A 6,893-nucleotide genomic window follows, 5' to 3' on the forward strand; every position below is an offset into this window, starting at 1 on the left:
ATTGACACAGGCAGCTATTCAAAGGTAGCAGAAAAATTAGATTTAACTCAACCGGCAGTTAGTATGCAGATAAAATTTCTTGAAGAAAGATTTGATACTGATTTAATTATTAAAGAAAATGGCAAAATAAAATTAACTCCCGCAGGTAAAGTTGTTTACAGTGAAGCAAAAAAAATTATAAATAGCTGGGAAAAAATAACCTATAGAGTAGAAGAAAGTAAAAATAAATCATTTCAAAAAATTGAAATTGGTTCCAGCACAATTCCATCTGAATATCTTTTACCTGATATTCTGGCAAAGCTTGATTCTGAAAATATTGATATGAAATCTTCAATTAAAGTAGGAGATAGCGAAGAGATGATTGAGCTTTTAGAAAAAGATAAAGTTGATATTATTATTGTTGGTTATAAACCTGAAAATTCTAAATATGAAGTTAAAGAAATTGCAAAAGATGAGTTAAAATTAATTGTTCCTAAAAATCATAAATTTTCAAGGAAAAATGAGATTTCAATAGAAGAGTTAAAAAATGAAAAAATGTTAATTAGAGAAGTAGGTTCAGGGACAAGGAAGGCCATGTTAGAAGGTTTAAAAGAAAATGGTATAAATATAAATGAATTAAATATAAAGTGTGAAATGGGAAGCACAGAGGCTATAATAGCAGGTGTGCAGAGTGGTCTGGGGATATCTTTTGTTTCAAAACTAGCCTCTTCAAAAGCTCATAATTGTAGTAGAGTCCAGGAAGTAGATGTAAAAGGAATGAATTTTAGCAGAAAATTTTATCTTGCCTTTAATAAAAATAGAAAAGATGAAAATATCATAAAGAAATTTATAGAAATTTTTAATATTTAATTTAAAATAATTTTAACCTCCAGTGTAAAAACTGGAGGTTATTGTATTTAAAACTTTTTAAGTTTTTCTAGAGTATATTCAATTTCTTCTTCAGTGTTAAAATAACCAATACTAAACCTTAGTGTTCCCTGGGGGAAAGAGCCTATTGTTTTATGAGCAAATGGTGCACAATGTAGTCCGGATCTTGTCATTATTCCATATTTGTCATCAAGTATAAAACTCATTTCTCCCATGTCTAAATCTTTATATTGAATTGATATAGTTGGTGCCTGTTTTTTATGATTGGCAGGGCCAAATATTTTAATTTTATTATTTTCTTTTAAACCCTTAATAAATTTTTGGCTGAGATTTAATTCGTGTTCTCTTATTTTTTCTAAACCAGTATTTTCTATAAAATCAATTCCAGCTTTTAAACCGGCAATACCAGGTGTATTCATAGTTCCACTTTCAAATTTATCAGGTAAGAAATTAGGCTGGTATTCTTTATCAGAGATACTGCCAGTTCCACCTTCAATTAGAGAATCCATATTTTTAGCAATATTTTTACTTACAGCAAAACCCCCTGTTCCAGGAGGTCCCATTAATCCTTTATGACCGGTAAACGCAAGAATATCAGTATTTAAATCCTGAAAATCTATATCATATAAACCTGCTGCCTGAGCTGTATCTAAGATAAAATACAAATTATTTTCTTTTGCAATTTCTGAAACTTCTTTGACAGGCATTAAAGTTCCAGTTACATTTGAAGCATATGTAATAACAATAAGTTTTGTATTATCTTTAATATAATTTTTAATTTTAGCTGGATTTAAACTTCCATCTTTTTCACACTTCACATAATCTACTTCAATTATTCCTTTCTTTTCCAATCCATATAAAGGCCTTAATACAGAGTTATGTTCCATTGTTGTAGTTATAACATGATCATTATTTTTTAAAATACCTTTTAAGCCCATATTTAAAGCATATGTTACATTATGAGTAAAGATGATTTGTTCTGGGTTAGGTACATTAAAAAAGTCTGCAATATTTGATCTGGCTTCTAAAATTATTCTACCGGCCTTAATAGAATCCTCATATCCACCTCTGCCTGGACTGCATCCTATTTTTTCATAATAATTTAATACAGCTTCTTTTACACCTTCAGGTTTTTTACTGGTGGTAGCTGCATTATCAAGATAAATTTTTCTCATAATAAACCTCCTGATTAAAAAATAATTATATGATTAACTTTCATATTTTAATTATATGATTAAAATAAAAATATATCAAGAAAAATATAAGAAAAATAAATAAATAATATAAAAATACTTTATAACTAAAAAGTTTTATGCTATAATACAGGTGAAATATATCACAATAGGAGGCTAAAAATGAATGATAAAAAAGGAATAATTATTACCGGAGCAGTTATAGGATTATTAGGTGGGCTGTTAGTTAAATTTGGGAATCCAGCTAATATGGGAATTTGTGTGGCCTGTTTTATTAGAGATATTGCTGGTTCAATTGGTTTACATAGAGCAGGGGTTGTTCAGTATTTAAGACCTGAAATTTTAGGTTTTATTTTAGGGGCTTTTATCATTGCCAAAACAAAAGGAGAATTTAAAGTTACTGGTGGTTCTTCACCTATTAGTCGCTTTGTAATAGCGATGTTTGTTATGATTGGGGCTTTAGTATTTTTAGGTTGTCCTTTAAGAATGGTTTTAAGACTTGCAGGTGGAGACTGGAATGCAATTCTTGGAATAGTTGGATTTGTTGTCGGAGTTTTAATAGGGACTCAATTTTTGAAATATGGTTTTACTCTGGGAAGAAGTTATAAGGTTAATAAAACTAGTGGTTATATTTTACCTGGAATAGCTATTTTACTTTTAATTTTTAGAATAGTAAGACCTGGATTTATTATATTTAGTGAAAGTGGCCCAGGTGCTGCTTATGCACCCTGGATAATTGCTCTAAGTGCTGGATTAATTATAGGTATTTTAGCACAGAGAAGTCGGATATGTATGGCGGGAGGTATTCGTGATCTATATTTAATAAAGGATTCTCATTTAATCATTGGCTTTATTTCAATATTTGTTTTTGCTTTTATAGTAAATATTATTTTTGGTAATTTTGATCCTGGATTTGTCGGTCAACCTGCTGCTCATACAGATTGGTTATGGAATCTATTAGGAATGTTTTTAACCGGTTTTGGTTCAGTTCTTTTAGGTGGCTGTCCTTTAAGACAGACAATTTTAGCTGGAGAAGGAAATACAGATTCAGTTGTAACATTTATTGGTTATCTTGTCGGGGCTGCTATTGCTCACAATTTTGGGCTTGCAGCTTCAGGTAGTGGTGTTGGCTTTGCTGGCAAATTTGCTGTGATTTTTGGAATAATAATTGTAACTGTAATAGCTTTAAGTAGTATTAAATATAATAAAATGGCTTAATTTAAAGGAGGAAATTATAATGTTAAAAGTAGATACAAGAGGTAGGTCATGTCCAGAACCTGTTATAATGACAAAAAATGCAGTTAGTGATCTTAAAAAAGGGGATAGTATTAAAGTCTTAATTGGTGAGGAAGTAGCTAAAGAAAATGTTGGAAGATTTGCAAGGAATTCTGGCTGTAATGTAGAAGTAAATAATAAAGGTAATGAGGAATATGAATTGTTGATTACTAAAAAATAATTTTAAGTAAAGGAGAATTCTTGTGAAAGATTATTTTGTTTTATTTACTTTTTATTCAACACATTTAGCACTAGAATTTGAGAAAACTTTAAAATCTGAAAATCTTTTTGTTAAGTTAATTCCTGTACCCAGAAAAATAAGTTCATCCTGTGGATTAGCAGGAAAAATTGATGAAGAAGAAATTTCTCAAGTTAAAAATATTTGTGATAAAAATAAAATTGAATATGAAGATATATATAAAGTTTTTGAAGATAAAAGTAAAGATCCGGAAGTTATTTATAACAATTCATAAAATATTCATATTTTTATAGTAAAATAAAATAGAGAAGTTGTGGAGGTGTTTTTTTGGAAAATAAAAAAATCTTAGTTGTTGATGATGAAGAAAAAATAAGAAAAGTTGTTTCTGCTTATTTAAAAAAAGATGATTATGAAGTTAAAGAAGCAAAAGATGGTGAAAAAGCATTAGAATTAGTGGAAAGTTTTCAGCCAGATCTTATGGTTTTAGATCTAATGTTACCTAAACTTAGTGGAGAAGAAGTTTGTCAGCAGGTGAGACAAAAATCAGAACTTCCAATACTTATGTTAACAGCTAAAAATACTGAAGATGCTAAAGTAAATGGATTTAATTATGGAGCTGATGACTATTTAGTTAAACCATTTAGTAATAAAGAACTTATTGCTCGTATCAAAGCTATTTTACGAAGAAGTGATTATAAAGCTGAAAAAGCTGATATAATAATTTATGATGATGGTCGATTGAAATTTTATCCAGATAAAATGAAAGTAATTTATCAAAAAAAAGAAATTGATCTTACAAATACAGAGTTTAAACTTTTTTATAATTTAGCTCGAAACCCAGAACAGGTTTTATCAAGAGAACAACTTGCAGAAAAAGTAATGGGACTTGAATTTAAAGGATTTGATAGAACTATAGATGCTCATATCAAAAATATTAGAAAAAAGATGGGGTTAGCAAAAAATGAATATATAAAAACAGTATATGGAGCTGGTTATCGTTTTAATGTTAATAAAGAAGGTGACTAAATGAGTAGAATAGGAAAAAAGATAGCAATCGTGATGGTTTTAATAGCTGTTAGTGGTCTTTTATTTGTTAGTTTTTATTTAAATTATAGACTTAATGAAAACTTTAATGAATTCCTTTATAATGAAAGAGTTGAAAGAATAGAAGAAATTGAAACACTAATTGAAAATAGATTTGAAGCCGGTAATAGTTGGGAACAAATAGAAAATATTATTATTGATTTGAAATTCACCAGTGGTTTTGATTACCTTATTACTGATACCCGAGAAAATATTCTTTTTAGCAATATTCAGGGTAAAAGAATGAATATGAGTTCTAATATAGGACACTCTCCTATGGGAGGTAGAAATGATTCTATAAATCTAAAAAATCAAATTGAAAATTTTAATAAAGTTAGCTTAGATAATAATGAGCAAACTTTTGGTTATCTCTACTGGCGTTTGCCTCCTCAACAAAATATAAATAATGAACAGGGACAGATATTTGTAGAAAAAATGAATAGAGTTATAATAATTACTGCAATAATAATTATTATTTTAACTATAATTATAAGTCTCATTTTTTCTAAATATCTAACAGTTCCTATTTTGAAAATGAACAAATTTGCTAATAAAGTTGCTGAAGGTGATTTTGAAAATGAACTGGAAATTAGAGCTAATGATGAACTTACTGAACTGGGAAATTCATTAAATGAGATGACAAAAAAATTGGATCATTTAAATAAAATTAGAAAAAAATCTACAGCTGATCTTGCTCATGAACTTAGAACACCACTAACTACCATCAAAAGTTATCTGGAAGGTATAGAAGACGGAATTTTAAAAGCAGATCAAAAAACAATCTCAGAAATAAATGAAGAGTTGGAACGTCTTGTTTTATTAGTAAATAGATTGGGTAGTTTAACTGATGCTGAAAGAAAAAAAGTCTATATAGAAAAAGAGAAAATAGAAGTTAATAAATTATTAACTAATATTATTCAAAAATTTACTAAAAAAGCTCAAAAGAAAAATGTAGAAATTATAAAGGACTTAGATTATGAAAAAGATTTTTTAATATACACTGATGGTGAAAGTCTGGAGATAATTTTTAATAATCTCATATCTAATGCTGTTAAATATAATAAAAATGGTGGCTATGTAAAAATAACTTCAAAATTGGAAAAAGATTATCTAGTGATTAAAATTGAAGATGATGGTATTGGTATTAAAGAAAAAGATATACCCTATATATTTGAAAGATTTTATAGAGCGGACAGTTCCCGTTCAAAAGAGACTAAGGGAACTGGAATTGGTTTGGCTGTTGTAAAAGAATTGATTGAAGCGTTATCTGGTAAAATAGAGGTAGAAAGTGGTGAAAGTGGTAGTATATTTACAATTTACTTGCCACATGAAAAATAATAAAGTAATCTTTATTGCAAATCAAACAAATAATTGATATTATATTAACAATAGTAATAATTTAATTCTTTAGCAAATTAATGGAGGTATTAAATATGAAAAAGGCAGATTTTTTAAATTATCCATTTAATTCACAAAGAAATACTGTATTTGCCAGAAATGGTATAGTTGCTACTTCTCAACCTTTAGCTGCTCAGGCTGGATTGCGGATTTTAGAAAAAGGTGGAAATGCAATAGATGCAGCAATTGCAACAGCAGCAGCTTTAACAGTTGTTGAACCTACATCTAATGGTATTGGTGGTGATGCATTTTCCATTGTTTATCATAATGGAAAACTATCCGGGCTTAATGGAAGTGGTAGGTCCCCAAAATCTATTTCTGCTAAAAAACTTCGAGATAAAGGACTAGAAAAAATGGAAAAGTTTGGCTGGCTTCCAGTAACCACTCCTGGGGTACCCGGTACCTGGGTTGCATTGGCAGAACGTTATGGAAGACTTGATTTTGAAGACTTATTTGAACCGGCAGTAGAATATGCCCAAAAAGGTTACCCAATTACCCCTACTTTGGGATATTATTGGAATAGAGCCTATAAAGTATATAAAGAAAATCTTAAGGGAGAAGAGTTTGAAAACTGGTTTAAAACTTTTGCTCCTAAAGGTAGAGCACCCAGAATTGGGGAGATGTGGAAATCGGAGGATCATGCTCGTACATTAAAAGAGATTGCTGAAACCAAAGCTGAATCTTTTTATAAAGGAAAAATAGCAGAAGAAATAGCTGCTTTTTCTAAAAAATATAATGGATATTTATCTAAAGAAGATCTGGCTTCTTTTGAAGTTGAATGGGTAGATCCTATTAAAGTAAGTTATAAAGGTTATGATGTCTGGGAATTACCGCCTAATGGCCAGGGTCTTTCAGCTTTAATGGCTTTAGGTATTTTG

At 29.3% G+C, this 6,893-nt stretch carries 8 protein-coding genes; 7 read left to right on the forward strand and 1 reads right to left on the reverse strand.

The features are described 5' to 3' along the window. Positions 1-849: selenium metabolism-associated LysR family transcriptional regulator (locus VJ881_00650; GenBank protein ID HKL74548.1), on the forward strand; the 849-nt coding region annotated here is incomplete at its 5' end. Positions 850-896: 47 nt separating this feature from the next. On the opposite strand, the gene VJ881_00655 is transcribed toward VJ881_00650, so the two are convergent. Continuing rightward, positions 897-2,042 carry an aminotransferase class V-fold PLP-dependent enzyme gene (locus tag VJ881_00655; protein ID HKL74549.1) on the reverse strand — a complete coding sequence of 382 codons (1,146 nt, stop codon included), beginning with the start codon at positions 2,040-2,042 and terminating at the stop codon, positions 897-899. A gap of 180 nt (positions 2,043-2,222) precedes the next feature. On the opposite strand from VJ881_00655, the gene yedE reads away from it, so the two are divergent. The 6 genes from yedE to VJ881_00685 all read left to right on the forward strand — a co-directional run. After that, the gene (gene yedE, locus VJ881_00660; protein HKL74550.1) at positions 2,223-3,278 is read left to right on the forward strand and encodes a YedE family putative selenium transporter; all 1,056 of its coding nucleotides are present in this window, start codon (positions 2,223-2,225) and stop codon (positions 3,276-3,278) included. Between the two features lie 19 nt (positions 3,279-3,297). After that, positions 3,298-3,516 carry a sulfurtransferase TusA family protein gene (locus VJ881_00665; protein ID HKL74551.1) on the forward strand — a complete coding sequence of 73 codons (219 nt, stop codon included), beginning with the start codon at positions 3,298-3,300 and terminating at the stop codon, positions 3,514-3,516. A 22-nt stretch (positions 3,517-3,538) separates the two neighbouring features. Continuing rightward, positions 3,539-3,808: a DUF3343 domain-containing protein gene (locus VJ881_00670; protein HKL74552.1), complete on the forward strand. Its 270-nt coding sequence runs from the start codon at positions 3,539-3,541 to the stop codon at positions 3,806-3,808. A 53-nt stretch (positions 3,809-3,861) separates the two neighbouring features. After that, positions 3,862-4,560, forward strand: coding sequence for a response regulator transcription factor (locus VJ881_00675; protein ID HKL74553.1), 699 nt, complete (start codon positions 3,862-3,864; stop codon positions 4,558-4,560). Beyond that, positions 4,561-5,955, forward strand: a complete 1,395-nt coding sequence (locus tag VJ881_00680) for a HAMP domain-containing sensor histidine kinase (protein ID HKL74554.1) — start codon at positions 4,561-4,563, stop codon at positions 5,953-5,955. Between the two features lie 95 nt (positions 5,956-6,050). Then, on the forward strand, positions 6,051-6,893 hold an 843-nt coding region (locus VJ881_00685; GenBank protein HKL74555.1), incomplete at its 3' end, for a gamma-glutamyltransferase.

The organism is Halanaerobiales bacterium (assembly GCA_035270125.1).
Classification (GTDB): domain Bacteria; phylum Bacillota; class Halanaerobiia; order Halanaerobiales; family DATFIM01; genus DATFIM01.